The sequence below is a fragment of the Paenibacillus humicola genome (assembly GCF_028826105.1).
GTDB lineage: Bacteria > Bacillota > Bacilli > Paenibacillales > Paenibacillaceae > Paenibacillus_Z > Paenibacillus_Z humicola.
Window position 1 is genome coordinate 5,515,201 of sequence record NZ_JAQGPL010000001.1, and the last position, 23,869, is coordinate 5,539,069.

A 23,869-nucleotide genomic window follows, 5' to 3' on the forward strand; every position below is an offset into this window, starting at 1 on the left:
TCCTCATCAGGCGGTCTGCCTTCACCGGCAACCACCGCAGCCCCGGGATTCCGCGGCCCCGCCGGCAGCCACTCGTTCGTCCGGATCAGACCTGAAGCTGATTTTCCCGCTCGAGCAGCTCGGCCTGGGCCGTCAGCGTAAGCGTGTTAATGATCTCTTCCATATCGCCGTTCAGGACGGAATCCAGCTTATGCAGCGTCAGACCGACCCGGTGATCGGTCACGCGGCTCTGCGGAAAATTGTACGTGCGGATCCGCTCGCTGCGATCGCCGGTGCCGACCTTGCTTTTGCGCTCGCCGGCGTATTTGGCTTCCTCTTCCTGCCGCTTGATGTCGTAAATGCGGGCGCGCAGCACCTGCAGCGCCTTCGCCTTATTGTCGTTCTGCGACTTGCCGTCCTGACACGTCGCCATAATGCCCGTCGGAATGTGCGTGACGCGCACGGCCGACTTCGTCGTGTTGACGGACTGTCCTCCCGCGCCGCTCGAGCAGAACGTATCGACACGGATATCCTTGTCGAGAATTTCCACCTCGAGCTCCTCGACCTCCGGCATGACGGCCACCGTCGACGTCGACGTATGAATCCGTCCGCCCGACTCCGTTACCGGGACACGCTGCACGCGGTGCGCGCCGCTTTCGAATTTCAGCTTGCTGTAGGCGCCTTTGCCGGATACCATGAACGTTACCTCTTTGAAGCCGCCAAGGTCGCTTTCGTTGGCATCCATCAGCTCGACGCGCCAGCCCTGAGCATCCGCATATTTCGTATACATGCGGTACAGGTCGGAAGCGAACAGCGCCGCCTCGTCGCCCCCGGCCGCGCCGCGGATTTCGACGATCACATTCTTGTCGTCGTTCGGGTCCTTCGGCAGCAGCAGCAGGCGGATCCGCTCTTCCAGAGCTTCCTTGCGCTCCGTCAGCTCTTCGATCTCCAGCTTCACCATTTCGCGCAGCTCGTCGTCGAGCTTCTCGCCCTGCATCGCTTTGGCGTCGTCCAGCTGAGCCGAAACCTGTTTATATTCCGTAAAGGCTGCATAAGCGTCCTGCAAATCGGACTGCTCCTTGGAGTAGTCGCGCAGGCGCTTCGGATCGGCCGCCACATCCGGATCGCAAAGCAGTTCGCTTAATTTCTCGTACCGGTCGGCGAGTGCCTGTAATCGGTCCAACATCGGTTCTCACCTCTAATTTTCGGTTCTTCATAATAAACCTATCCGTCCTATAAGTATAACATATTGCGCAAGCATTCATATACGTGCGATTTCTGGGGAAAGCGCCGCAAACGCCCAGGGAAAATAGACGGCTCCCCCTGCCGAAATAACGTCAGTTCAGGCTTCGCTCCCATGTCTGCCGCAAGGTTCCCCAGCCGCACGAAAAGGACCCGGCCGTCCCGGGTCCACATTACCTGCAAAATTATGCGCTGCGGGCGACCGGCCGTTCCCGCTCCCGCCGCCGCGCGCCGCACTATACGTTGAAGCGAAAATGCATGACGTCGCCGTCCCGGACGACATAATCCTTGCCCTCGAGGCGAAGCTGGCCCTTCTCCCTCGCGGCATTCATCGAGCCGGCTGCGACAAGATCGTCGTAGGACACGACCTCCGCACGAATAAAGCCGCGCTCGAAATCCGTATGGATGACGCCGGCCGCCTGCGGCGCCTTCGTCCCCTTGCGGATCGTCCAGGCGCGAACCTCCTGCACACCCGCCGTGAAATACGTATAAAGGCCGAGCAGCTTGTAGGCCGCGCGGATGAGCCGGTTCAGGCCGGACTCTTCAAGGCCCAGCTCCTCCAGAAATATCGCCTTGTCCTCGCCTTCGAGCTCGGCAATCTCGGCTTCCACCTTGGCGCTGATCGGCACGACCTCCGCGCCTTCGGCCGCGGCGAATTCGCGGACCTGCTGCACGAACGGATTGCCATCTGCACCGCCCGCTTCGGCTTCACTGACGTTGGCCGCATAAAGAACCGGCTTCATCGTCAGCAGGTGCAGCTCGCGGACGACCGCCCGCTCCTCTTCGTTCAGCTCGACGCTGCGCGCCGGAAGGTCGGCATAGAGCGCCTCCTTGATGCGTTCCAGCGTCTCAACCTCGAGAGCGTATTTCTTGTCGCCGCCCTTCATATTTTTGCGGCTGCGGTCGATTCGGCGCTCGACGGTATCCAGATCGGCCAAAATAAGCTCCAGGTTGATTGTCTGAATGTCGCCCAGCGGATCGACCTTGCCCGATACGTGCGTAATGTTCTCGTCCTGGAAGCAGCGCACGACGTGCACGATCGCGTCCACCTCGCGGATATTGGCCAAAAATTTGTTGCCGAGGCCTTCGCCTTGGCTTGCGCCTTTGACGATCCCGGCAATATCGATAAATTCAAACGCCGTTGGCACCGTGCGGTTCGGCGTTACCAGCTCGGTCAGCTTATCCAGGCGCGGGTCCGGCACTTCGACGATGCCGACGTTCGGGTCGATCGTACAGAACGGGTAGTTCGCCGATTCCGCGCCCGCCTGCGTAATCGCGTTAAACAGCGTCGACTTGCCGACGTTCGGCAGCCCGACGATACCACAAGAGAGCGGCATAAGGGGTAACAGCTCCTCATCTACAATTGTCTCCAGTCATTATACATGAAGGCCAAAAACAATGAAAGCCCTCAGGAGCCCCGGCGCCGGGCCGGCCGCCGGCGTTTCCGGATCAGGGCCGCGGCGAACAGCAGCGTGGTCAGGCCGCCTTCGACGGCGAGGGCGTAGAGCGGAAACCCGTACTCTAAAATGTCGAACGAATCGATCGTATTCCGGCCCAGCGGCGGCAGGATCGGCAGAATGACGAACAGCACGCCGAACGCCCAAATCCATCGCACGCGCTTTTGCGGGCGAGTACGGAACAGCTGCGAGGCGCCCTCGGTCAAATTAAAGTACAGGATCGCGATTGTGATGAACGTCCCGAGGATATAGACCAGCATGGTCAAAATATCCATCCGTTCGAAAAAGACCGGCCGGATCGTCCGGGAGAAGCCGTAAATCGGATAATACAGCCGCCCTACCGCCTCCTGGCCGAGCGTAACGACGCTGTTCAGCAGCCAGGCGGTTATAATCGCGGAACCAAGCACGACGGCGGACACTTTCACCTTGAACGTCCGGTGCGGGCTTTGATGGTGCGGCATCACCATGCCCATCAGAATGCAGACTCCAAACCAGCTGCTCGGGTAGACGGAGGCCCGGACGGCAGGCCATATTCCGTTCTCGAACTGCGGCAGCAGCTCGCCGAGATCCATTTCCGTCACCGACAGCAGCAGCCCGAGGATCGAGACGATGAAAATCAGCACGGCGATCATTTCCGCAAGCCTCGCGATCGTCTCGATGCCGTGGTAAGCCGCCCAGCCGGCGGCGACGACCATCGTCAGATTGAGCACGAGGACCGGCGTTCCCATCATCAGCGTCGAGGAAAGGAAATTCACGAAGATGTACAGCGAAAACCAGATGACAATCAGGAAAAAGACGAGAAAAACGGCTGCCGCCACGTTGCCGATTTTCCCCAAAATGCTGACCGAATATTGAATGAGCGACTGCCCGGGGTACGCCCTGCCCATCCAGAACAGCAGATACGCCACGTAAATATCGACCACCGTGCCGAGCAGCATCGACAGCCACAGGTCCTGTTTGACGGCAGGGATGAGCATAGCCGGAACGGAAAAAAAGGTGAGCGACAGGATCGCCACGAAAATGATCACAAAAAACTGTCTGTCGGAGATCATTTCCTTTTTCATCGATATCGCTCCCTTTCAGTCCTTCTGCTCGGATTTCGAGATGCGTTCCATGCCGGAATGGACGATCTGAACGCGCGCGTCCACATTGACCTCCAGCTGCGGCAGCCGGTCGTTCCAGCCGTTCTTCAGCGTTTTCCAGCGCTGCGGATACTTGCGGTGAAGCTTCCGGCCAAAGCCGACAGCGTCGGCTTTATACGTTTTGCACAGCTTGTTCAGCATGGCCAGCGCCTGTTCCCGAACGAGCCCGCTGATCCGCGTTTCCAGCCGGTCGACTGCCGCCCGGTCGGTATAATCCAAACGGATCGGGGTCGACGTCCCCTCGGCTTCCGCTTTCAGCCGGATCGCGAACGATATCCGGTCCCCTTTTACCTGCGGAGTTACGCTGGAGCGAAAATGGGTCAGGTTGAACGACATGGCCGGCTGTCCGGGAAATTTCGTATTCAGGACGATGACATGCGACCCGATTTCCTTCTTGATCCACCGCAGCATTTCCGTTTCGTCGTCCGACAGCCACCCGGCCATCTTATCGTGGCGGAAAACGGCGGTTTCGCTGATTCGCATCGTTCCCTGTCCAACCGGCGCAATGCCCGCGGCCGTCGCTTCCAGCCCATCCTGATCGAGCCGGGGCAGAAACTGGAACAGCTTCATCTGCCCGGACGACGGGCGGCTGTTCTTGTTCATGAAATACAGCTTCCAGGCATCGGACGGCACGGTTTCCAGCTCTCTGGCCTTGCTAAGGACTTCCTTTGCCGGTACTTTGGAAATCAGCATCCAGCTGGTCAGGTTTTTGTTGCTCGACCGCCAGAAATAGTCCATCGGATCGTGAAGACCCCGTTTCGCCAGCGGCTCGCCGATGACGATCGCCCGGGTCTGCGACATGAACAGCGTTTTCTTCGTCTGCTGCTGAAGCATATTGAGCGCGTCGTTCACCGTCACGCCTTCGGTCGAGAAGACGGCGAACGGCCGTCTTCCAGCCGTACCTCCGCCCCCCGCGCTGGCAGGCGGGGAAGGATTTTGCAGCTGGACCGTCACCGCGACCCGGTCATTCGGCGCCGCATCGATCCCGATCCCCGATACGACGGTAATTTGCTCCAGGTTTTTCTGGCTCCAGCAGCCGCCGAGCAGCACAGCCGTCATCGCGCAGGAGCAGACAACGGCCAGGATGCGCATCGCGGTCATCGCCGTCCCTCTCTTGCCGAAGCCATGTTTTTTGCGGACCGTTTCCCCCACCACGGGATCCGGATCAGCGTTTTCATCGCCTGATCGGGCTTATACGGCGCAAGCGGGGACAAATAAGGCTTCCCCGCCGATTTGATCGAAGCCATATGGATGCCGAGCAGCACGAGACCGAGTACGATGCCGTATAATCCAAGCAGCGAGGCGAGCAGCAGCATGAAAAACCGGAGTATGCGGACCGCCCCCGAAAGGTCGATCGAAGGGATCGTGAACGATGCGATCGCGGTGCCTGCCACAACGATAACCGTCGGCGGGGAGATGATGCCGGCGTTGACGGCCGATTCCCCGATCACGAGCGCGCCGACGATGCTGATCGCCGAGCCGATCGCCCGCGGCATGCGAACGCTCGCTTCGCGCAGTCCTTCGAAGGTCAGCTCCATGACGAGCGCCTCCAATAGGAGCGGGAACGGGACGCCCTCCCGCGCGGCAAGAATGCTGCTGAGCAGCTCCGGCGGAACCATTTCGGGATGGAAGGTAAAGATGCCGACGTACATGGCCGGGAACAGCAGCGTCAGCATAAAGCCGATATAACGGATCCAGCGGATGAACGTCGCCACCTCGTACGATAAATAATAATCTTCGGGCGTTCGCATCAGATGAAAAAACGTGCACGGCACCATCAGCGCGAACGGCGAGCCGTCGACAAGCAAGGCGACCCTTCCTTCCAAAATGCCGGCGGCGATATCGTCGGGCCGTTCCGTGCTGTACACGGTCGGAAAGACCGAGGGCGCGGCATCGGCGATCAGCTCCTGAATGTAATGCGACTCGAGCACGCCTTCAAGGCGAATCCGCTCGAGCTTGCCGCGCACGTTGTCGACGACCTCCTCGTCGGCCTTGTCCCGCAAATAAAGCATGGCGACCTGCGTCCGGGTCACGGTGCCGACGGCGATCGTTTCGGCGGTCAGCCTTTTATTCTTGATCCGTCTGCGGATCAGGGAAATATTGACGCCTAGCGATTCGACGAAGCCGTCGCGCGGTCCGCGCACGACCCCCGTGGAGGACGGCTCCGTAATGCTGCGCGTCTCGTAGCCTTTCGTACCCGCCGCGACCGCGCCCTCGTAACCGTCGACCAGAATGACGGCGTTGCCGGAGAGCAGATGGTTCAGCGCCGCATCGACCGAATCGGCGTGCCGGATATCGACCGCGGTCAGGACGGAGTTTCGCAGCCACTCGTAGACGTCTCCTCCTCCGGATGCGCCGGACTGCGTTTGACCGGCTCCGTAAAGCAGCGGCGACATCATATTTTGCTCCAGGGCGCTGATGTCCGACATTCCGTTGATCCACAGGACGGCGGCCGGAATCCGGTCCGCCCCGATCCGGAATTCCCGGAATGCCAGGTCTGAGCTGCCCCCCAGCTCCTTGCGGATCCGGCGCAGATTGTCTTCAAGACCAGCCTCCAGCGGGATGGATTCCTGATCGCCTTGCCGCGGAACATGCTGCGAGACGGGGGTGTTATCCATGTTTTCTTTCATCCGTACCAACCTCGCTCTCGGTATGCATGTAGTATGCGTCAACGAATGGGCGCGTTATCCATTCTTCCCTGCGCATGGCCGGATTGCCTGTGCCGCATACTAAGGAACCGGGAGGTGATCCGCAGGACATGGAAAACAAAACGCATCGGGGCAACTACAAAGGCACGACGAATATGAAGGCGGAAAATCAGGACATGGCCTTCGTCAACGATACCGTCGAAGACGCCAAGTCCGTGACGAATTTCTCGCCGAAGCAGAAGAAGACCGATTAGTGAGTCTATGCCGGGCAAAAAAAATCCCGCCCGCAGCCGTTCTGGCCGCAGGCGGGATTTTGCTGTTTCTCACGCAATCGCGGGTTAAACCCAAGCATCGACTGAATATCCGCGTTCTTCCCAGTACCCGATATGGTCTTCGTTGATCAGCTCGATGCGGTTCAGCCATTTGACCGACTTGTACCCGTACATTTTCGGCACGATCAACCGCACCGGTCCGCCAAGGTCGCTCGGAATGAGCTTGCCGTCGTGAAGCATGGCGACCATGACGTCTCCCATTTGGTTGACTTGATCCAGCGTCAACGCATCGGTATAAACGCCGTCGCCGGAATAGAATTTGACCGTTGTCGCCCCCGACTGCACGCCGGCCTGCTGCAGCAGCGTCTTCAGCGGAATGCCTTCCCAGGTGTTTTTGTACACCGACCAGCCGGTCACACAGTGAAAATCGCTTACCTGTACGGTCCGTTTCAGCTTGACGAACTGCTCCCAGTTCCAGCTCATCTTGTTGTCGACGAGGCCGTCGATGGCGAACGACCAGTTCGTGTCGTTGTATTTCGGAATCGGGGTTACCGTGTAAATGCGGAACGTGCCGGTGCTGCCGCCGCCGATCGGCGGCGCCGAAGCGGGCAGCGGCTGCGGCAGCGGCGTCATGCTGTTGCCGTCCGTCTCGACCAGCTTATCGACGGTCGGACTGGTGGCTCCGAGCGAATTGCCGAGCCAGCGCAGGAACGACGGGCCGAGCGTGATGGCAAGGCCCGCCCCGACGGCCGTCTTGATAAACGCCCGGCGCGTATAAACCGCTTGAGGTCCGGCCGGCGCCGGGTTGACGCCTTCGCCTACGCGGCCGGTCTTGACCGTAAGCCGGTGCGGCTCTTTCAGCCATTTCGTGCGGGTAATCGAATGGTAGATAATATAGGGCAGCCCGAGCCAGGTCAGCAAATCGTGCACGAGCAGCGCATTTCCGGAGATGCGCGGCCCGACCGCCTGGAACTGCCAGAGCAGCACGCCGGAGACGAGCCAGCCGAGCAGCAGGCCGAGCACGACGAACACGTTGCCCCGCTGCTTCGGCTTGCCCTTCAGCTGCTTCCAGTGCCTGCCCGCCAATATCAGATAATAGAGGACGGGAACGAGCGACGCGATGCCGACGACGATATGAATCCAGCGGATCCATACCCGGCCTTCGCCGAGAAAGCCGCGCCAGAAGCCGCCGAACAGAATCAGTCCGGTTAAAGAGAGAATGACGACGATCCATCCGTTCCATTTATGCAGGGCGGCAAGCTTTCTGCCGTATCCTTTTCGAAGCTTATCCAGCCAGCTTATCATCCGGCATCTCCTCCCGAATGCGTCCTCCCGATGCGGAAGCGCTCATCCTTCTTTGTTCGTTCCGGGTTATCCCTGGGCTGCATCGGCCCAAACGGACCGAAAACCCGGGTATATTCATCCCGGGCTTCGGTTCCTCAGGCGGCGGGCACCGTGAACCAGAACGTGCTGCCCCCTGCTTTCCCGCAGTCGACGCCGATTCGGCCGCCGGCCTGCTCGACCAGCGATTTGGCGATCGACAGCCCGAGCCCCGCTCCGCCGCTGTTTCTCGTCCGGGAGCGGTCCACCCGGTAAAACCGCTCGAAGATCCGCGTCCGTTCCGCCTCCGGCACGCCCTGTCCCTGGTCCGACACGGTGATCCGGACCATCGCGCCGGTCAGCTGCTCGCCTTCGATGCGGACGACGCCGCCGGCAGGCGAATGGCGCAGCGCGTTCTCGAGCAGATTCTGGATGACGCGCTGCAGCGGCTGCGACGGCATCGCGCAGCGCAGCGTCCGTTCGGGCATCCGCACGTCAAGCGCGACCGAACCCGCTTCCGCGAGCGGCGCGAACCGCGGCAGCAGCTCGATCAGCACGTCTTCGAGCAGGCTCGTCTCCGGCTGCTCGGTCTCCCTGCGGCGGAGCGCGCCGGGCATTTCGGCCGCATCGAGCGTCGACAGCTCGAAGAGCTGGCGGATCAGGTTGCCGAGGCGGACCGACTCGGAGCGGATCGTGCCGATATACCGGCGGACGATCGCCTCGTCCTGCAGAACGCCGTCCTCGAGCGCTTCGGCGTAAGCCTGCAGGGAGGCGAGCGGCGTCCGCAGGTCGTGCGCCATGTTGGCGACGAGCTCCCGCCGCGCGCCTTCGGCCGCCTGCAGCTGCTTAAAGCTTGCCTCCAGCTTCCAGCCCATTTCGTTGAACTGCGACGCCAGCGCCTTCAGCTCCGCCGGTCCGACAAGCGGAACCCGGGCGCCGAAATCGCCGTCGGCGACGCGCGCCGAGCCTTCGCCGATCCGTTTCACCGCAGCCTCGACCGGCCGCACGAGCATGAAATGCAGCGCCACCGAAAGGAGCCCGGCCGACAGCGAAACGACCGACAGCCACAGGAACTGCTTCTCCGACAGCAGCATGAACCGGTAGAACACAAGCAGCAGGACGACAATCACAGCCGTACTCGCGATATTGGCCGACAGCAAATAGACACGGAGCTTCATGGCTGTCCCTTGGCATCGAACTTGTAGCCGATGCCCCAGACGGTTTTGATCCAGCGCGGCTCCGAGGGCGTGCGCTCCAGCTTCTCGCGCAGCCGCCGGATATGCACTGTTACCGTAGTCGTATCGCCTTCGAAGTCAATATCCCATACCCGGCTCAGCAGCTGACTGCGCGAGAAGACGCGGCCGGGGTGCTCCGCCAGCGTCAGCAGCAGGTCGAACTCCTTCACCGTCAGCTCCGGCTCCGCCCCGTCCGCCTCGACACGTCGCTCGTCGGGATAAATCGACAAGTCGTCGTAGCGAAGCGCCGCCGCGGACGACGCACGCCCGGCTGCGTCCGTTCCAACATCCTGACCGCCGGCTCCATCCGCCGTCCTGCCGATCCCCGCCTGTGCGGCGGAGGTTCGGCGCAGGATGTTCTTGACCCGCAGCACCAGCTCGCGCGGACTGAAGGGTTTGGTCATATAATCGTCTGCGCCCATGGTCAGTCCGAGCAGCCGGTCCGGTTCCTCGCCGCGCGCCGTCAGCATGATGACCGGCACGTCGCTCGTCTGCCGCACCGTCTCGCACACCTGCCAGCCGTCGACGCGCGGCATCATGAGGTCGAGCACGAGCAGGTCCGGCTTGTGATCCTCCCACAGCCGCAGCGCCTCGGCTCCGTTGTGCGCGGTTTGGACGGCGTAGCCTTCCCGCTCCAAATATCTGCGGCATACATCGGTAATATTCGTTTCGTCATCCGCAATTAAGATTGTGCCGGCCATGGCTGTACCTCCGTTTCGGCAATGTGTTTACATTTATTATACATGGGCGCGAGAAGGGCGAACATCCCGCTGGATTCCTCTTTAGTTTACCGAAGGCGTGTAACGGTTCGCGAACGGATGTCTTAATGAAATCGAACGAAAAGATTACGAAAGTATTAACTGATAACCATTGGTTAGTCAAACGGCGAACGAAGAACGGGAGGTTCACCACCGGCGCCTAATTACCGGGTGAACCTCCCGTATCGATGTCGATGTCGAACCTTCAATCGACCAAACCGCCGCGAATGGCGATCACAACCGCCTGCGTGCGGTCTGCGGCCTGAAGCTTGCCCAGAATGCGATGTACGTGCGTTTTTACCGTACCCTCCGAGATGTGCAGCGTTTCGGCAATTTCGAAGTTCCGTTTGCCGTAAGCCATCATTTGCAGCACCTCCAGCTCCTTCTCCGTGAGCGGTTCACCCGAGGCAGTGGATACGGCTGCACGATCCCGTTCCGTCCGCTCCGTCTTCATCGCCTGGGCCAGCGCTTTGGAAGCCGTCGTGCTGTGGTAAATGGCCGAACCGCGGTGCGCCATGCGGATGCCCTCCAGCAGCGTTTTCGTATCGGAATCCTTCAGCAGATAACCGGTCGCACCTGCCCGGATGCCTTCAGCCACATAGGTTTGGACATCGAAAGTAGTAAGCAGCATCACTTTGATGCCGGCGCCGGCGGACTGGATTTCGCGCGTTGCCTCAATCCCGCTTTGCCCCGGCATTTCGATGTCCATCAGCACGAGATCCGGCTTCAGCTTCAAGGCGAGGGAGACCGCTTCCACGCCGTCGCCCGCTTCACCGGTCACTTCCATATCCGGCTGCGCCCCGATAATAAACCGGAGCCCTTGCCGGACGATCGGCTGGTCGTCCGCCAGCATGATGCGGATCACGCCCTGCAGCGTTTCCTCCTTCTCCGGCACCGACTACCCCTCCCCTTCGATCGGAATTTCCGCCCGCACGGCAAGCCCGTGCGGAGGATTGAACGCCCAGGTCAGGCGGCCGCCCGCCGCTTCGCAGCGCTGAATCATGCCCTTGATTCCGAAATCCGGCTGCAGGTCCGTATCGCCCGAAACGATCCCGTCGTCGGTTACGTGCATGACAATGGCTCCGTTCTCCTTCTGCAGGCCGATGCGGACGGTCCCGGCATGCGAATGCTTCATCGCGTTCGTGAGCGCTTCCTGCAGGATGCGATAAAGCGCCGTGCCGGCAGCCATCGGCAGCTCGGGGAAAACGTCCTCGTCGCATTCGAACTGAACATGGATTCCCGAATGCGCGGCGCATTGGCTGACCAATCCCCGCAGCGCGCTCAGGCTGAGCCCGGATTCGTCGGCGCTCCAGTCGCGGACGGCCGAGCGAATTTCGCCCATCGCCTGCCGCGCAACGCCAAGCATGACCGGAACCTGCTCCGCCGCTTCTTCGGCCCTGCCGGGAAGCATCATTTCCACTGCCTGCAGCTGAATGATGAGCGAGGTCAGCTGATGGCCGATGCCGTCGTGGATGTCCCGGGCCAGGCGGGTCCGTTCGGACAGCGCCGCATACCTCATCGAATGCACCGCTACCTCCTGCAGCTCGAGATGGGCCTGCTGCAGATGCCAATGGGCTTCGTGAAGCTCATGCAGATGCCGTTTGCTGATGCGTGCGCCCTCCTTGAAAAACGAAATGCCCCTGGTGCCCAAATACAGCCCGATCGGGCCGAACAAATAATTGACGGGGTCCGGCGCATAGCGATTCATGAAACAGATTGCGGCCAAGGTCGCCGCCAGTCCCGCAACGGAACTCCTTATCAGCCGCTGCGGCGTGATGCCGAGAAGCCAAATCAGCGGCCACAGCATGCTCGATACGTAATTGCCGTTCGCAAAGCCGGTCCCCGGGTCGGGATGGCGGTAATCGAGAACAAGCGCGCCGAGCAGAATCAGTACGGTCAGGGCGGCATACTGCCGAAAGCTCCATTTCTCATGGTGAAGCCAAATAAAAACCATATAGGCCGCCAGCACGACCGCGATCACGATCCCGTCAGCCCACGCCAAGGCGGTATGCTTGCCGTATTGGACGAACAGAAACACCGTGGCGATCGTTACAACCAAACGGACGGGCAATTGCCCCATGGCAGGCCTCAACTCCTCGACGATTCTCCAAGACTGATGATTTTAGTCTAATCGGTGAGCCGGCGCTTTGTCTATGGCGGCCGTTACCGCACCGCGCGCGAAGAAAATGCCGAAAATCGAGAAGAAAATTTGGACATACGACGAATCGCCGCTGTTTGCCAAATGGGAGGCAACGCTCGCCGCGAGGATTCCTTTCAACGCCACCAATACGACGAAGGACAGGATGACGATGACGTTTCTGCGCATCTTGCTCATTCGGCCCTGTCTCGCTTTGACGATGGCGAAGGCTTGCACCGCGCCCGCCACAAATCCAAACAGGACAAAAAGGGCCAGGATGGACCAATCGGCCGGTCCCATTCCCTGAACCCGGTACGAAAATACAATGCCAACGATTAGAGATACCAGCGCGATCCGCATCATTCGGTTTTTTACGATCATTTTAACAGCCTCCGCTCGGATAATTTCGCTTGTGTTTCAGCTGTTTTCATCATACTGCGGAGGCCGAGCTCGCCGCGTCTACCGCCGGCTGGATTTTCATCCCGGCCGGGTCTATCCGCAGATAGACGGCGCGCGGCTTGGTACGACACTTGTCGGTCATCCTGTCAACCGCCGGCTTATACCGCTTTCTTAACGAAATAGATCCAGCCGGAGGCCAGAAACAGTACGAAGCTTCCGCCGATGACGAGCAGCAGCGTCGCCGCAGGTACGGCAAACGCGCCGTAATTGTAATTGCCGGCATGCGGCATCATGGCGAGCAGCGGCTGCGCCCATGGATAATACGGGCCGTAATGCGCTGAATTGACGATCAGCAGGTTCGGAATCGTGAATATCACATTCACGGCCATCGGGGCCGCGAAATTCGGCCATGCCGTCGATACGGCAAGCTGCAGCGCCGCAAGCGGCAGGCAGGCGGCCCAGCCGCCGGCGGCCGAACGCAGCAGCTCCGCCCAGGGCACCTCTCCGGCGAACCCGAGCGACGTGCCGATCAGCAGCAGCGCCGCCAGAAACAGCAGCTGCGTTACGGCGATCAGCAGCATGACGAACAGAAATTTCACGAGATACACCTGACTTCGGGAAACCGGCAGCGCCAGCAGCTGCTTCCATCCGCCGCCGGCATGCTCATACCGGCAAACGAGTCCGGCGAAAATACCGGTAAGCATCGGCAGAAACAAGAGCGCATGCAGCGCCGCCATCAGCTGGAGCGCCGTCAGCCAAGGGGCGCCCGTCTGAACGGTGCTCTGCGCGTTCAGCAGGACGACGAGCCCCGCGGCAATCGGGCTGACGACCGCAAGCAGCCATACGACGGTGCCGCGCACCTTGAGCCACTCGGAACGAATCATGCGAATCATCTACTTCACATCCTTCCGGGCGAAATGGACCGCGCCGGCCAGCAGCAGAACAGCGCCGAGCGCAATGCCGGCGGCGACCGGATAAAGCGGATGGTCCGCCGTGCCGACCAGGTACGGCCAATAATACGGCATCGCGTCGCCGAAGCGGCTGGCGAACAGGGAAAAGACGGTGCCCGCGATGCCGAAGGTCAGCGGCACGGCCTGGTTCTGGATCGTGACGGACAACCATACCTGCAGCGCGATGAAGGGTACGATCGCCAAAAAAGGGTAAAAGGCCTTTTCGAGCAGCTGTACATACGGAAGACTCGACATGTTGAGGCCCAGCGCGGCGCCGAACGCCGCCGTACCGGCCGCAAGGAGCGTGCTGGAGCACAAGAGCAGCAGCGCATTCAGCAAAAATTTGCCCGTGAATACCTGAGTCCGGGTGACCGGCAGCGCCAGCGTCATTTTCCAGGCGTTCGTCTGGTGCTCGATCCCCGCCGTCATGGAGGTGATGATCGCAAGTCCCATGAACAGCGTCGGCACCATGAGCGAGAAGACGTTGGAGAAGACGCCGCCCCACGGATCAGCCTTATAAATCTTCATCAAATAGTCGTAGCGAAGGCCGAAATTGACCGCCTGCAGCCCGACTACCCCAAGCGGCCCGAGAAAGATCAGAAACCAGATCATCTTCCTGCGAATCTTAAGCAGCTCGGCGGAAAGCACCCGCAGCGTCATAAGCTCCCCTCCCCGCCGGTCATGCCGAGGAAGATGCTCTCAAGCGAAGCGCCCTCCTCCTCCACCCGGTAGACGGCGAAATCGTTTCGCACGAGGGCGGCGACCATCGCGGCGACGGTCTCGTCGGGCGCCATGTCGACGGTCAGCCGGCTCCGGTCCCAATCGGCTTTGTACCCGCCGGCGAGCAGCAGCCGCCAGGCCTCCTCCGGATCGCTGACGCCAAGCCGGATTTTGCTCTGCGCCCGCTGCCGCAGCGTATCGATTTTATCCTGGAAAATGATCTGCCCTTTGGCGATAATGCCGACCCGTGTCGCCATCTGCTCGATCTCCGACAGCAGGTGACTCGAGACGAGCACCGTAACGCCCTGCTCGCGGGGCAGGCTCTTGATCAGCTCGCGGATCTCGAGGATGCCCGCCGGATCGAGCCCGTTCGTCGGCTCGTCCAGGATGAGCAGCTCCGGCTTGCCGAGCAGCGCGGTCGCGATGCCGAGCCTTTGCTTCATGCCGAGCGAATAGCCCTTGACGGCCCGCTTCGCCTCCTTGGTCAGGCGGACCGTGGCGAGCGCCTCGTCGATGCGCGATTTGGGGACGTCCAGCAGCCGGCGCACCGCCTCCAAATTTTCGACCGCGCTCAAATGGCCGTAATACGAAGGATATTCGACCAGTGAGCCGACCTTGCGAAGGACGGCCATCCGGTGCTTGCGCATATCCCGGCCGAAGATGCGGATACCCCCGTGCGTCGGCTTCGCCAGACCGAGCAGCATGCGGATCGTCGTCGTTTTGCCCGCGCCGTTCGGCCCGAGAAAGCCGTAAATATCCCCTTTTGCCATTTGAATGTTCACATCGCTGACGACGGCTCTTCCGCCCAGCTTCTTCGTGAGCCGCTCCGTCTGCAAAATCCATTCGTTCATTGCTGATCACCTCGGTAACAATCGTAATCGGTCAAGTTTAAAGCAAAGCGGTGGCGGCGTTTAAAATCCGTTTAAAATTCGTCCGCCCAATGCCGGTTTTCGGCCAAAAAAGAGACCGCCCCCGTGACCGGCGGTGTTTGCTGCATCGCACCTAGCAGTAATTTGTTCCCGCGCTCTTGGCCTGATCGTTTCACTTCACTCAAATGCTGAAGGTATGGCGGTTGACAAATCCGGGTAAAATTGTGTACAGTATTGCAAACGAATGGTTATACATGCTTGGAAGGGAATCAGTAGCTTTCGACACGTTGTCCCAGAGAGCCGGCGGCTGGTGCGAGCCGGTGCAAGTGCGAAGGTGAATTACGTCCTGGAGCATCCCGGTCCGAAACTGCCGCGCGCAGAAGGACGAGACGGCGGTCGGCCGTTATCCGATTGAGCGGAGCGTGCCGAGGCATGCTCAATGAGGGTGGTACCGCGAGAACTCGTCCCTGTCTTTGAGACAGGGGCGTTTTTTATTTTTTATCCTATCGGAGGTAAGAGGGGTATGGCGAATATGACAGCAGCAGGCGTCGATCTATTGGAGGATTTGGAGTACCGCGGCCTGATTTACCAGGTGACGGACCGCGAAGGGCTGGACAAAAAGCTGAAGGAAGGGCGGGTCACGCTGTACAGCGGCTACGACCCGACGGCAGACAGCCTGCATATCGGGCACCTGCTGCCGATCTTGATCCTGCGCCGCTTTCAGGAGGCGGGACATAACGCGATCGCGCTGGTCGGCGGCGGCACGGGCCTTATCGGCGATCCGAGCGGCCGTTCGTCGGAGCGTACGCTGAATACGGCGGATACCGTGGCGATGTGGACGGAAAGTCTGAAGCGGCAGCTGACGCGCTTTCTGGATTTTGAACGCAAGGATAATCCGGCCAAGCTCGTGAGCAACTACGATTGGCTTGCGCCGCTGGATATGATCACGTTCCTGCGGGATATCGGCAAAAACTTCACGGTCAACTATATGCTGGCGAAGGATTCCGTCGATTCGCGCCTTGCGAACGGGATCTCTTTTACGGAATTCAGCTACATGATTCTGCAGTCGTACGATTTCTACAAGCTGCATGTCGATCATGGCGTCACCCTGCAGGTTGGCGGCAGCGACCAATGGGGCAACATTACGGCGGGCCTCGACCTGATCGGCAAAATGGGCGGGGGCGGCGCCTTCGGCCTGACGCTCCCGCTCGTAACGAAGAGCGACGGCAAGAAATTCGGCAAGTCCGAATCGGGCGCCGTGTGGCTGGACCGCAGCAAAACGTCGGTCTACCAGTTCTACCAGTTCTGGATCAACACCGACGACAACGACGTCATCAAGTTTCTGAAATACTTCACTTTCCTGACTCGCGATCAGATCGAGGCGCTTGAAGAGGAGCTGAAGCAGGCGCCCGAAAAGCGAATCGCCCAGCGGGAGCTTGCCCGCGAGGTTACGCGTTTGGTGCATGGCGAAGACGCGCTCGTCAGCGCCGAGAACATTACGCAGGCGCTGTTCTCCGGAGACGTTACCCAGCTGAAAGAGGAAGAGCTGGTCGAGGCGCTGCAGGATATGCCGACCACCGTGCTGTCCGGGCGGACCGAAATCGGCCTGATCGACCTGCTGGTCGAGACGAAGGCGGCGCCTTCCCGCCGCCAGGCGAAGCAGGACATCGAGAGCGGCGCTGTGCACGTTAACGGCGTCAAAACGACCGCTGCGGACGCCGTGATCACCGCCGGCGAGCGGCTGCACGGCAAGTTCATCGTCCTGCGCCGCGGCAAAAAGAATTACTTCCTGGTGCGCTGCGAGCCGTAAACACCGGCCTTCCCGCACCAAGCCAACTGGCCTTGCCGCAGCAAGGCCAGTTTATTTTGGCATGGTAAGGGACTTTATAGGTAGTTCACGGTACTATCTTGATCTATTTATCAATTGATCGAATTTGCAATCTCACTCATTTTTTCCTTCTTTAAATTTCCACTGTCCATTTGTAAATAAGTCCCATCTTGTACCCATCGTAAATATCCCCCGGGTTTGTTATGAACCCAAGGGACAAATCTCGCTTCAACTCCGCTTATGTTAGCTTTCTCCCCACTTAAATCAAATTTAAAATTCTCAACCACAGTTCTGGTTTTACTCGTTTTATTACGAACATCGATAATGGTTTCTTCTCTTTTGATTTTAACCAGCCATCGGCTCGCCCGATGCAATAACGAGTTCATTTGATTCCATCGACAGTATGTAATAGAGACGAGTGAAAATATCCATTTAAACAGAATAATCCCTCCATAATTAATTCGGGTTCTTTTCCTAATTTAAAAAGTACGCTCGCCTTGAAATCATCTGTTCTTGTAATCCATCACTTCAACTGGAATTGATGGTTTATTATGTTCTGTTTTCCATCCCTCAATCAGCCATTCATATAGTTCGGGGGATTTTGCTCGCAAGTTTATTGAGACGCTGCTTAGAACAATCTCGTCTTTTATTGCGCCACAACTTTTAATTGTAACAGTTTGTGTTTCGGGAATGTATATATCAGCCGGAGATTTCTTGAGCTTAATACACTTGTAGCCGGGCTCAACGAAAATGGGTTTCCCTGCATTGAATTGAATTTTTAAAATCCTAGGGTATCCGTGCCTGCCATAATCGGGTTGAGTCCCGAGAGGAACCGAAGAATTAATCCAGCCTCCAATTTTTGTGATTAGAGCTTTTCCAGTCCCATCCGAGAATTTATATAAAGGCGAGGGTTTAGTTCTAGGGGGTCCCCCGACAACTTGGATGGAAGCAATATCTTCGATCTGTAGTATTCGGTTTATGGGTTCAAACACAATGTTATTGGTCGTACAAGAAGTCATAACAAAAATAATGAAAGCAGCAGCCGGCAAAATACAGCGATTTTTCAATCGTGCAACCTCCATTTTATCGTTGGTTCTTTCTCCCTATATTCTGCCCTGAGTATTGTTCTTCATTGCGAAGTTTTTCTGAACAGCAATCCGCCGGATTTAATCGATGGAACGAGCGTTCTCATAAAACGCTTGGCAGGATGAATCCCGAATTTTTAAATTTTTCCTTATCCGCATACTGGGAAGTCCGAATTATTTGAGCAATCCAGAAGAAACGCTGTGCCGCTTTAAGTGATACCATTTAAGAAAAATAGGAAAGGAGCAGATCGAAATGGCGGAAGACGCACACAATATTCAATTTCCCCAAATTGTATCCCGAGAAGAATGGCTTATTGCCCGCAAGGATCTTCTAATCAAAGAGAAGGAGGCCACCCGGGCAAGAGATGCATTGAATTCTGCGCGGCGCCGGCTCCCCATGGTTAAAATTGAAAAAACGTACGTCTTCGATGGGCCGGACGGCAGAGTCAGCCTGCCGGACTTGTTCGACGGCCGTTCTCAGCTCATCGTCGGCCATTTTATGTTCGATCCGAGCTGGGAGAGGGGCTGCCCGGGCTGCTCGGCCGGCGCTGACGAAATGTCCGACGGCCTCTTTAAACATTTACATGCCCGCGACACCGCTTTCGTTTACATTTCACGCGCTCCACTGGAAAAAATAGAAGCCTACAAGACTCGGAAGGGCTGGCGATTCCCTTGGTACTCCTCACACGGAAACGACTTTAATTATGATTTCCACGTTACGCTGGACGAGCGTGTCGCTCCGGTCGAGTACAATTACCGGACCAAGGCGGAGTACGAGCAGTTGGGCAAGCCATTACAAGTCGGTACGGGGAAGTCCATCGAGTTACCGGGACGAAGCTGTTTTCTCCGGTTCGGAGACGATGTTTTTCACACCTACTCCGTTTACGCCCGCGGTCTCGAACAGGCTGGCGGGGCTTATTATTTCCTGGATGAGACTGCGCTCGGCCGGCAAGAAAATTGGGAAGAACCGCAAGGACGCGCGAGCGCAGTTCGCGGCTCGAACCCAAGTTTTTCGGATTGAACCGCCGACCGCCGCACGCCGAACCCGCAGACGTAAAGCTTCCATCATGAAGAAAAAAATGCCCTTTGACCGCCGAAAAACGGCAAGGGCATTTTCTATGTCGCCAGGGACCTGCCATGCACCGAGCAGCCAAGTGACCTACATTATCCCTTGAATGCTCTTTGCAGCTCCGCAAGATCCAATTTTTTCATTTTAAGAAAAGCCTTCGTTACTCGCGCGATTTGCTCCGGCGTCCCCTTGCCCATCATCTCGTCCATCTCGCTCGGCGCAATTTGCCAGGACAGTCCAAACCGATCCTTCAGCCAGCCGCATTGCTCGGCCTCGGGAACCGCCGAGAGCTTGTCCCAATAGTAATCCATCTCTTTTTGATTGTCGCAATAAACCATGAAAGAGACGGCTTCGTTAAAGCTGAAGGAATGCTCTCTCGCACTGTCCATTGCGGCAAACCATTGATTCTCAAGCATGAAATCAGAGAACATGACGGTTCCTTCTCTGTCCGGTTCCATGCCTTGAGGGTAACGGGCCATCAGGCCCTGCTTTGAGTTCTGAAATACGGATGAATAAAAATGAATCGCTTCTTCCGCCTGGCCGCATTTATCGCCGGTAAACATGAGCGACGGCATGATCGCAGGCCGTTCTTCACCCTCCGGATCGGTAACGATTAACTGCCAGGACAAACCATACTTATCTTGAATCCAGCCATACCGCTCACTGAACGGATATTTATCGAGCGGCATTAACGCCGTGCCGCCTTCGGACAATTTGTTCCAAACCTGATTGATGTGTTCGCTCGCGTCCTTGTCTCGAGATGGGTCGAAATGAACGATGAAAGACACCGACGGATTGAACTTGAAAAATGGACCTGCGCTGATTGCCATAAACTTCTGGCCCCACAGCTCAAAAGAGACGAGATCGGAGTCGCCGGAAGGAGTGTCGCGGAGAGTTGTTCGATTCGTAATTGCGGAGTCCGGGAATAGGGAAGTATAAAACTCCGCCGCTTCATTCGCCTCCTTGTCATACCATAAATGCGGAACGATGGTTTGGATTGTTTTTGTCATCGTATTCCCCCTAATCTTCCGATTCATTTTTTATTTAGTGTACCACTATTGTTCGGTTTCCATTTCTTATCGATTGCTGAAAAATATTGCTCCTTTATTTACCATCCCATACGTTGCTTCAGCGAAGCGATTTGCGCCAAGCGGCGAAACGAATGTGCACGGCTTCCAAGAGTCTCAGGGAAGGTTCAAGCGGCAGTTGATAATCGCTCAGCTCCGCCCACACATCCTCCCGGTATGAACTTGCTGCCGGATGATCCTCCGTCAGCGCTCTTTTGAACCGAATAAAGGCGTTCATACCGTTATCAGCCATATGGTGAACGACCTGACGGATCGTCCAGCCTCCTGGACGGTAGGGAGAACGCAGCTGTTCCTCGGTCAGGTTTGCCACCGTCAACCGAAGGATCTCTCCCGTTCTCACAAGCTCCTCGATCCATCTGTTCCGCTGTTCTGGAGTCGGATCTTGAACGGGCGCAAATTTCCCGATCGGATAACGAAGTTCATCCATCGGCTCATCCCCTCTTTCGCTGATGTGATGCATCTATATTACCATGAAAGTATCACAAAAAACGGAAGAAATTGGTTTTATTTTAACAAAAACCAGCCCCTCCAAAAGGCTGATTTTTCGCGGCCGTCATGGCTCTCAGACCGTTTTCTTCAACCTATGAACCTTTAATTCAAAAAGGCTGCTTCCCATCCGGGAAGCAGCCAGTCGATGCGCGGCTGCGCGATCAGTGTGGTCTATGCAATCTGTCGCGATCCGTTGCATTATGTCATAAATTGTTGTATTCCGTCGATATCTGTCGTGGTCCATATACGATGTTGCGTTTTGTTACGATCGGGCACCACCTGAAAGAGGTTTTCCCCCACCCCTCGCACCATGTTCGACAAAGCATTCCGATTTTGCAAATAATTCCTGTCGATCGGTTTAGAAATCGTCCCGTGGGTTCCGCCAGGAATACTGCGGCTCGTACCCCAGCTTCTCGCGCAGCTTGCGGCACGTAATAAGGCCCTCCGTTCCTTCCAAGCGGGCGGCCATCTCTTTCAGATCAGGCCAGTGGCGTTCGACGACCGTCCGCGTATCCTCCCAGTGCCTGCTGTCCGTATGCAGGTAGAACGCTTCGAACAAATCGAGATTGGTCGCCTCAAGCGCCAGCGTGAATGCCTGCGCCGCATCGCGCGGATCGATATATTGATGCGTTGTGCCGATCGGCCCGCCGACATGATCCGGACGCGCTTCCGGCGTAATATTATATTTGTACATCTCGCGCTGGAACGGGTAATCCACGCCGTTAAGGCGGAAGGCGACGGTCCGAATGCCGTAGGCCAGTCCGAACGCCTTCAACGTTTCCTCGTTGATGAGCTTGGACAGGCTGTAGGAATCCTCCGGCCGCAGCGGATGCTCTTCGTCAATGGGCAAATAATCGACCTGGAACGGCCTCCCGCTGATTCGAAAACCGAGTCCGAGCACATAGTACGTCGAAGCCGCAACGATGGTCTTCACATGGAATCGGCGGGCCGCATCCATCAGGTAATAAGTTCCCATCGCGTTCACCCGCATCGTCTCGTCTTCCGGCATGCGCTGAATGCGGACGCGTCCGGGCTGCAGCGTCGTATCGTGCGTAATGGCTCCGAGATGGACAATCGCGTCCGCACCGGATATGTGGATCGCGCGCATATTGTCCTCGAGCGACGTCAAGTTTCCTTTAATAAACCGGACTCCCTTCGGAAAATGCTCCGGATCGGGCGATACGACATCAAACGCCGACACCTGATAATTGCGCTCCAGCAAATAATCGATGGTAAAGCGGGCCAGACGCCCGGCCCCTCCGGTTACCAGCACGTTTCGGGCTGCCGTCATCGTTTTTTTCACTCCTTATTTTAAGTCGGGTCAAACCGTTACACGGTCCGAAAGTTGTCGTATCCGAGCCGCTGCAGGTAACGTTTGCTCGTCTCGATCGCCTCAAGCGGCGTCATCATCGGATGACCCTTGCGGGTTGCGCTCCACTGATTGCCGTCCAGCTCGACCGAGGCATAATGGCCGTACCCGCGCTCTTCCAAATAGCCGAGGATGCCTGGGATATCGACAGCTCCCATGCCGAGCGGCGTGTATCCGAGAAATCCGGTGGGATCGATTTCCTTTCCTTCCGCATCCCGCTGTACCGGTCCGCCGATATAATCCTTGACATGCACCATGCGAATCAGCTCGTAATACTCCTTGATCAATCGGAACGGGTCGGAGCCTCCCTTGGCGATCTGACCGAGGTCCGGCGCGAAAGCGACGACACTCGAATCGACCGCGTTCATGACGCGGTGAATTTCATCCTCCGTCTCGACGGGTGTTCCGGTATGCGGATGAAAGCAGCACAGCAGTCCCTGATCGGTTATCCGCCTGCCCAATTCGTTTAAGGTCGCTGCGATGGCGTCCATATGCTCTGCGATGGCAAAGCCGCTGCGCTGCAGCATCATGCCGCCGATGACGACGACGGGACCGTTAAATTTGTTGTACAATTCGACCCATTCCATCACCTGCCGAATGCCGTCCTCGCGCTTGCCCGGATCGACGAGATCCAAATGGCAGTACAGGGACGTCAATTGCAGCCCGCTGCGCTGCACGGCCTCCGGCAGATCGCGTCCGCTGCGCTCCCATTCGTCCAGCACCCAGCCGAACGTTTCCGTTCCCCAGTAGCCGCACGAGCCGATGGCTTCGATCGCCTGCTGCACCTGGTCGTTATCCCAAGTAATGGCCGTGTGCCCGATCCGGATGTTAGGCTTCGTCATGGTTCTCCTCCGCGTTCCTGATTTTCTCTTCAAGCAAATTCTTCATATACCGGATTCCCCGCTCAAAATAGTCGTATTCCTGCTCCAACCGGTCCCGGTCCGGGTCCCACGCCATCCAGCCCGGCTCGATCAAAAGGTGCAGGCCTTCGGCGCGGGGACTATGCTTCTCGAGAAGATCGACGGCGAGCGACAAATCGACATGTCCTTCTCCGAGGGCGCACCCCTGCGCGGTCATCGGAATATATCCGCGCACCGGCATATCGACAATGACCATATCTTTCATATGGGTCGTAAACGTATAGGGTGCCATCGCTTCCATATCGTCCCGCGGATCGCAAAATACCGTAAACCCGTTGGCCGTATCAAGCGCCGCTCCCACGTTCGGAAGGTCCATCCGATCGAACAGATACGCCATCTCGCGCCCGGTAAAATCGCAATGATTTTCGACCGCGAGGTCCAGTCCTGCGTCCGCCGCGATTTTCCCCGCCTCGCGCAAAGCCGGGACCAGAGAGTCCAGATGCTCGCGCACGCCGAGGCTCCGGTTGAAGCGGCTCGTCTTGACGTTCAGCCGGCCGTAGCCGGTCCGCACGACCGGCATGCCGAGAAGACTCGCCGCCCCGATCGCGTTCACGAACCGCGACCTGGCCTCGGCATCCGCATGGGGGCCGCTTACGCCAAAGGCGCCGGGCGCGGTAAGCTCCAGCTCCATGCCGAGCGAATCGGCCAGCGCCTTGATTTCGAGCAGCCTGCCCCTATCATCCGGCAGATGCCCGAATCCGATCTGGTGTACCGTGCAGCCCAAAGCGGCCAGCCGGCGGATTTGCCATTCCGTAATGCCGTCCTTCGGCATGCCTTCAGGCGCCGGATAGAAACCGCCCTGCACGCCGATTTTCATGGAACGGAGCCTCGTGCCCGCATTCCGGTCCGTTTGCAGCAGATCAGCCATTCGTTCCCCGTCCTTTCCGAATTTG

At 58.1% G+C, this 23,869-nt stretch carries 24 protein-coding genes and 1 other annotated feature; of the genes, 3 read left to right on the top strand and 21 right to left on the bottom strand.

Features of this window, described 5'->3' with window-relative positions; all coding sequences use genetic code 11:
* Positions 1 to 85: 85 nt before the first annotated feature.
* The 5 genes from prfA to PD282_RS25300 form a co-directional block, all read right to left on the bottom strand.
* Positions 86 to 1,165 carry a peptide chain release factor 1 gene (gene prfA / locus PD282_RS25280; RefSeq protein ID WP_274654340.1) on the bottom strand — a complete coding sequence of 360 codons (1,080 nt, stop codon included), beginning with the start codon at positions 1,163 to 1,165 and terminating at the stop codon, positions 86 to 88.
* Positions 1,166 to 1,457: 292 nt separating this feature from the next.
* Complete coding sequence (gene ychF / locus PD282_RS25285; protein WP_274654341.1) at positions 1,458 to 2,558, bottom strand: redox-regulated ATPase YchF; 1,101 nt, start codon at positions 2,556 to 2,558, stop codon at positions 1,458 to 1,460.
* 71 nt (positions 2,559 to 2,629) lie between these two features.
* The gene (locus PD282_RS25290; RefSeq protein ID WP_274654343.1) at positions 2,630 to 3,742 is read right to left on the bottom strand and encodes a GerAB/ArcD/ProY family transporter; all 1,113 of its coding nucleotides are present in this window, start codon (positions 3,740 to 3,742) and stop codon (positions 2,630 to 2,632) included.
* A 15-nt stretch (positions 3,743 to 3,757) separates the two neighbouring features.
* A complete protein-coding gene (locus PD282_RS25295) occupies positions 3,758 to 4,921 on the bottom strand; it encodes a Ger(x)C family spore germination protein (RefSeq protein WP_274654345.1) in 1,164 nt (387 codons plus the stop codon).
* A complete protein-coding gene (locus tag PD282_RS25300; RefSeq protein ID WP_274654347.1) occupies positions 4,918 to 6,450 on the bottom strand; it encodes a spore germination protein in 1,533 nt (510 codons plus the stop codon). The genes PD282_RS25295 and PD282_RS25300 overlap by 4 nt, the downstream gene beginning before the upstream one ends.
* 128 nt (positions 6,451 to 6,578) lie before the next feature.
* On the opposite strand from PD282_RS25300, the gene PD282_RS25305 reads away from it, so the two are divergent.
* Positions 6,579 to 6,722, top strand: a complete 144-nt coding sequence (locus PD282_RS25305; protein ID WP_274654348.1) for a hypothetical protein — start codon at positions 6,579 to 6,581, stop codon at positions 6,720 to 6,722.
* 84 nt (positions 6,723 to 6,806) lie between these two features.
* Here PD282_RS25305 and PD282_RS25310 read toward each other — a convergent pair whose 3' ends face one another.
* From PD282_RS25310 to PD282_RS25350, 9 genes are all read right to left on the bottom strand, one after another.
* Positions 6,807 to 8,045 (bottom strand): molybdopterin-dependent oxidoreductase, encoded by a 1,239-nt coding sequence (locus PD282_RS25310; RefSeq protein WP_274654350.1) that lies wholly within the window; start codon positions 8,043 to 8,045, stop codon positions 6,807 to 6,809.
* 134 nt (positions 8,046 to 8,179) lie between these two features.
* Positions 8,180 to 9,238 (bottom strand): sensor histidine kinase, encoded by a 1,059-nt coding sequence (locus PD282_RS25315; RefSeq protein WP_274654352.1) that lies wholly within the window; start codon positions 9,236 to 9,238, stop codon positions 8,180 to 8,182.
* Positions 9,235 to 9,996 carry a response regulator transcription factor gene (locus PD282_RS25320; protein ID WP_274654354.1) on the bottom strand — a complete coding sequence of 254 codons (762 nt, stop codon included), beginning with the start codon at positions 9,994 to 9,996 and terminating at the stop codon, positions 9,235 to 9,237. The genes PD282_RS25315 and PD282_RS25320 overlap by 4 nt, the downstream gene beginning before the upstream one ends.
* 262 nt (positions 9,997 to 10,258) lie before the next feature.
* Complete coding sequence (locus PD282_RS25325) at positions 10,259 to 10,906, bottom strand: response regulator (RefSeq protein WP_274655461.1); 648 nt, start codon at positions 10,904 to 10,906, stop codon at positions 10,259 to 10,261.
* A 45-nt stretch (positions 10,907 to 10,951) separates the two neighbouring features.
* Positions 10,952 to 12,133, bottom strand: coding sequence for a sensor histidine kinase (locus PD282_RS25330; RefSeq protein WP_274654356.1), 1,182 nt, complete (start codon positions 12,131 to 12,133; stop codon positions 10,952 to 10,954).
* Between the two features lie 42 nt (positions 12,134 to 12,175).
* Positions 12,176 to 12,571, bottom strand: coding sequence for a hypothetical protein (locus tag PD282_RS25335; RefSeq protein ID WP_274654357.1), 396 nt, complete (start codon positions 12,569 to 12,571; stop codon positions 12,176 to 12,178).
* A 176-nt stretch (positions 12,572 to 12,747) separates the two neighbouring features.
* Positions 12,748 to 13,482, bottom strand: a complete 735-nt coding sequence (locus PD282_RS25340) for an ABC transporter permease (RefSeq protein WP_274654359.1) — start codon at positions 13,480 to 13,482, stop codon at positions 12,748 to 12,750.
* The gene (locus PD282_RS25345) at positions 13,483 to 14,199 is read right to left on the bottom strand and encodes an ABC transporter permease (RefSeq protein WP_274654360.1); all 717 of its coding nucleotides are present in this window, start codon (positions 14,197 to 14,199) and stop codon (positions 13,483 to 13,485) included.
* Positions 14,196 to 15,110 (bottom strand): ABC transporter ATP-binding protein, encoded by a 915-nt coding sequence (locus PD282_RS25350; RefSeq protein WP_274654362.1) that lies wholly within the window; start codon positions 15,108 to 15,110, stop codon positions 14,196 to 14,198. Before PD282_RS25350 ends, PD282_RS25345 begins: the two co-directional genes overlap by 4 nt.
* A gap of 268 nt (positions 15,111 to 15,378) precedes the next feature.
* Positions 15,379 to 15,600, top strand: a binding site (T-box leader).
* Positions 15,601 to 15,660: 60 nt separating this feature from the next.
* Between PD282_RS25350 and tyrS the strand changes: the two genes are divergently transcribed.
* Positions 15,661 to 16,938, top strand: a complete 1,278-nt coding sequence (tyrS, locus tag PD282_RS25355; RefSeq protein WP_274655463.1) for a tyrosine--tRNA ligase — start codon at positions 15,661 to 15,663, stop codon at positions 16,936 to 16,938.
* A gap of 110 nt (positions 16,939 to 17,048) precedes the next feature.
* Here tyrS and PD282_RS25360 read toward each other — a convergent pair whose 3' ends face one another.
* Entirely contained in the window at positions 17,049 to 17,342 is a 294-nt protein-coding gene (locus PD282_RS25360) for a DUF4367 domain-containing protein (RefSeq protein ID WP_274654363.1), read from the bottom strand.
* A 117-nt stretch (positions 17,343 to 17,459) separates the two neighbouring features.
* Positions 17,460 to 18,023 (bottom strand): hypothetical protein, encoded by a 564-nt coding sequence (locus tag PD282_RS25365; RefSeq protein WP_274654365.1) that lies wholly within the window; start codon positions 18,021 to 18,023, stop codon positions 17,460 to 17,462.
* 271 nt (positions 18,024 to 18,294) lie between these two features.
* Between PD282_RS25365 and PD282_RS25370 the strand changes: the two genes are divergently transcribed.
* Positions 18,295 to 19,062 (top strand): DUF899 domain-containing protein, encoded by a 768-nt coding sequence (locus PD282_RS25370; protein WP_274654367.1) that lies wholly within the window; start codon positions 18,295 to 18,297, stop codon positions 19,060 to 19,062.
* 143 nt (positions 19,063 to 19,205) lie between these two features.
* Here the strand turns inward: PD282_RS25370 and PD282_RS25375 are convergent, their stop codons facing one another.
* From PD282_RS25375 to PD282_RS25395, 5 genes are all read right to left on the bottom strand, one after another.
* A complete protein-coding gene (locus tag PD282_RS25375; protein WP_274654369.1) occupies positions 19,206 to 20,120 on the bottom strand; it encodes a VOC family protein in 915 nt (304 codons plus the stop codon).
* A 118-nt stretch (positions 20,121 to 20,238) separates the two neighbouring features.
* Entirely contained in the window at positions 20,239 to 20,625 is a 387-nt protein-coding gene (locus tag PD282_RS25380) for a DinB family protein (RefSeq protein ID WP_274654371.1), read from the bottom strand.
* A gap of 420 nt (positions 20,626 to 21,045) precedes the next feature.
* Entirely contained in the window at positions 21,046 to 21,978 is a 933-nt protein-coding gene (locus PD282_RS25385; protein WP_274654373.1) for an NAD-dependent epimerase/dehydratase family protein, read from the bottom strand.
* 38 nt (positions 21,979 to 22,016) lie between these two features.
* Complete coding sequence (locus PD282_RS25390; protein WP_274654375.1) at positions 22,017 to 22,898, bottom strand: sugar phosphate isomerase/epimerase family protein; 882 nt, start codon at positions 22,896 to 22,898, stop codon at positions 22,017 to 22,019.
* Positions 22,885 to 23,844, bottom strand: a complete 960-nt coding sequence (locus PD282_RS25395) for a sugar phosphate isomerase/epimerase family protein (RefSeq protein WP_274654376.1) — start codon at positions 23,842 to 23,844, stop codon at positions 22,885 to 22,887. Before PD282_RS25395 ends, PD282_RS25390 begins: the two co-directional genes overlap by 14 nt.
* Between the last annotated feature and the right edge of the window lie 25 nt (positions 23,845 to 23,869).

Coding starts and splice junctions, on each gene's coding strand:
- prfA (WP_274654340.1), bottom strand. CDS start 1,165: ATGTTGGACCGATTACAGGCACTCGCCGACCGGTACGAGAAATTAAGC.
- ychF (WP_274654341.1), bottom strand. CDS start 2,558: ATGCCGCTCTCTTGTGGTATCGTCGGGCTGCCGAACGTCGGCAAGTCG.
- PD282_RS25290 (WP_274654343.1), bottom strand. CDS start 3,742: ATGAAAAAGGAAATGATCTCCGACAGACAGTTTTTTGTGATCATTTTC.
- PD282_RS25295 (WP_274654345.1), bottom strand. CDS start 4,921: ATGACCGCGATGCGCATCCTGGCCGTTGTCTGCTCCTGCGCGATGACG.
- PD282_RS25300 (WP_274654347.1), bottom strand. CDS start 6,450: ATGAAAGAAAACATGGATAACACCCCCGTCTCGCAGCATGTTCCGCGG.
- PD282_RS25305 (WP_274654348.1), top strand. CDS start 6,579: ATGGAAAACAAAACGCATCGGGGCAACTACAAAGGCACGACGAATATG.
- PD282_RS25310 (WP_274654350.1), bottom strand. CDS start 8,045: ATGATAAGCTGGCTGGATAAGCTTCGAAAAGGATACGGCAGAAAGCTT.
- PD282_RS25315 (WP_274654352.1), bottom strand. CDS start 9,238: ATGAAGCTCCGTGTCTATTTGCTGTCGGCCAATATCGCGAGTACGGCT.
- PD282_RS25320 (WP_274654354.1), bottom strand. CDS start 9,996: ATGGCCGGCACAATCTTAATTGCGGATGACGAAACGAATATTACCGAT.
- PD282_RS25325 (WP_274655461.1), bottom strand. CDS start 10,906: ATGCTGGCGGACGACCAGCCGATCGTCCGGCAAGGGCTCCGGTTTATT.
- PD282_RS25330 (WP_274654356.1), bottom strand. CDS start 12,133: ATGGGGCAATTGCCCGTCCGTTTGGTTGTAACGATCGCCACGGTGTTT.
- PD282_RS25335 (WP_274654357.1), bottom strand. CDS start 12,571: ATGATCGTAAAAAACCGAATGATGCGGATCGCGCTGGTATCTCTAATC.
- PD282_RS25340 (WP_274654359.1), bottom strand. CDS start 13,482: ATGATTCGCATGATTCGTTCCGAGTGGCTCAAGGTGCGCGGCACCGTC.
- PD282_RS25345 (WP_274654360.1), bottom strand. CDS start 14,199: ATGACGCTGCGGGTGCTTTCCGCCGAGCTGCTTAAGATTCGCAGGAAG.
- PD282_RS25350 (WP_274654362.1), bottom strand. CDS start 15,110: ATGAACGAATGGATTTTGCAGACGGAGCGGCTCACGAAGAAGCTGGGC.
- tyrS (WP_274655463.1), top strand. CDS start 15,661: ATGACAGCAGCAGGCGTCGATCTATTGGAGGATTTGGAGTACCGCGGC.
- PD282_RS25360 (WP_274654363.1), bottom strand. CDS start 17,342: ATGAACTCGTTATTGCATCGGGCGAGCCGATGGCTGGTTAAAATCAAA.
- PD282_RS25370 (WP_274654367.1), top strand. CDS start 18,295: ATGGCGGAAGACGCACACAATATTCAATTTCCCCAAATTGTATCCCGA.
- PD282_RS25375 (WP_274654369.1), bottom strand. CDS start 20,120: ATGACAAAAACAATCCAAACCATCGTTCCGCATTTATGGTATGACAAG.
- PD282_RS25380 (WP_274654371.1), bottom strand. CDS start 20,625: ATGGATGAACTTCGTTATCCGATCGGGAAATTTGCGCCCGTTCAAGAT.
- PD282_RS25385 (WP_274654373.1), bottom strand. CDS start 21,978: ATGACGGCAGCCCGAAACGTGCTGGTAACCGGAGGGGCCGGGCGTCTG.
- PD282_RS25390 (WP_274654375.1), bottom strand. CDS start 22,898: ATGACGAAGCCTAACATCCGGATCGGGCACACGGCCATTACTTGGGAT.
- PD282_RS25395 (WP_274654376.1), bottom strand. CDS start 23,844: ATGGCTGATCTGCTGCAAACGGACCGGAATGCGGGCACGAGGCTCCGT.